Source organism: Staphylococcus sp. HMSC055A09, from assembly GCF_001809655.1.
GTDB classification, from domain to species: domain Bacteria; phylum Bacillota; class Bacilli; order Staphylococcales; family Staphylococcaceae; genus Staphylococcus; species Staphylococcus capitis.
In genome coordinates this window covers 1-1,434 of record NZ_KV798354.1, presented here as the reverse complement: position 1 = coordinate 1,434, position 1,434 = coordinate 1, and the positions used below count along the sequence as shown (strand labels likewise).

Genomic DNA, 1,434 nt, shown 5'->3' with positions numbered 1-1,434 from the left:
TATATTATAAATTCAACTTTGCAACAGAACCTTATATTTCATGTGCAATTTTAATGGTAATTGCTTTTGGTAGTCTTTTTAGGGAGTTAGGAAATCGTAATGAAAATAAAAGGCTAGATATACTTTCTAGCATATTGGTTTTGATTTCAGCAATTGCACTTTTGATTTATGGAATATTTATTAATTAGAACACGCATTTATGCCGAGAAAATTTATTGTGCGTTGAGAAGAACCCTTAACTAAACTTGGAGACGAATGTCGGAATAGCGTGAGCTATTAAGCCGACCATTCGACAAGTTTTGGGATTGTTAAGGGTTCCGAGGCTCAACGTCAATAAAGCAATTGGAATAAAGCATCTATGATTATTTGAAAACATAAGTTATAATACATTCAAAAATATTTTTGAATGAGGTGTAATTATGATTCAGACTATTGTAACTGCTGCTATTCTTTATATTGCGACAGCAGTAGATTTATTAGTGATTTTATTAATATTTTTTGCTAGAGCAAAGACTAGGAAAGAATATCGAGATATTTATATTGGTCAATATGTAGGATCTGTGGCATTGATTGTCGTAAGTTTATTCTTTGCCTTTGTCTTAAATTATGTTCCTGAAAAATGGATATTAGGATTATTAGGGTTAATACCGATTTATTTAGGAATTAAAGTAGCTATTTATGATGATTGTGAAGGAGAAAAGAGAGCTAAAAAAGAATTGAATGAAAAAGGATTGTCTAAATTAGTTGGTACGGTTGCAATTGTTACAATAGCAAGTTGTGGTGCTGATAATATTGGTTTATTTGTTCCGTATTTTGTGACATTAAGTGTTACTGATTTATTAATTACTTTGTTTGTCTTTTTAATTTTAATTTTCTTCTTGGTATTTACTGCACAAAAATTAGCTAATATTCCAGGAGTTGGAGAAATTGTTGAGAAATTTAGTCGTTGGATTATGGCTGTTATTTACATAGCTTTAGGTTTATTTATTATTATTGAAAATGACACTATTGGGACAATTTTAGGATTTATATTTTAATTTAGGGTGTGATTTTATATGAGCTATGAAAATGCTTGTGATGTGATCTGTGTACATGAGGATAAAGTTAACAATGCTTTAAGTTTTTTAGAAGATGATAAATCTAAGAAATTACTTAACATTTTAGAAAAAATTTGTGATGAGAAGAAATTGAAAATCATATTATCTTTGATTAAAGAAGATGAGTTGTGTGTTTGTGATATTTCTTTGATATTGAAAATAAGTGTTGCTTCAACTTCACATCATTTAAGACTTTTATATAAAAATGATGTACTTGATTTTTATAAAAAGGGAAAGATGGCATATTATTTTATTAAAGACGATGAAATAAAAGAATTTTTCTCTAAAAATCAGGAGGGTTTTTGAAACGAGTGAAACGAGTTTCTTCTTGTCTTGA

Annotated in this window: 3 protein-coding genes; all 3 read left to right on the top strand. The window is 28.5% G+C overall.

Annotated elements, in window-relative coordinates; genetic code table 11:
- A partial coding sequence (locus HMPREF2642_RS11765) for a hypothetical protein (RefSeq protein ID WP_218084747.1) occupies positions 1-188 on the top strand: 188 nt, incomplete at its 5' end.
- Positions 189-419: 231 nt separating this feature from the next.
- A complete protein-coding gene (locus HMPREF2642_RS02005; RefSeq protein WP_002441958.1) occupies positions 420-1,037 on the top strand; it encodes a CadD family cadmium resistance transporter in 618 nt (205 codons plus the stop codon).
- An 18-nt stretch (positions 1,038-1,055) separates the two neighbouring features.
- A complete protein-coding gene (locus HMPREF2642_RS02000) occupies positions 1,056-1,403 on the top strand; it encodes an ArsR/SmtB family transcription factor (protein ID WP_002441960.1) in 348 nt (115 codons plus the stop codon).
- Positions 1,404-1,434 lie beyond the last annotated feature (31 nt).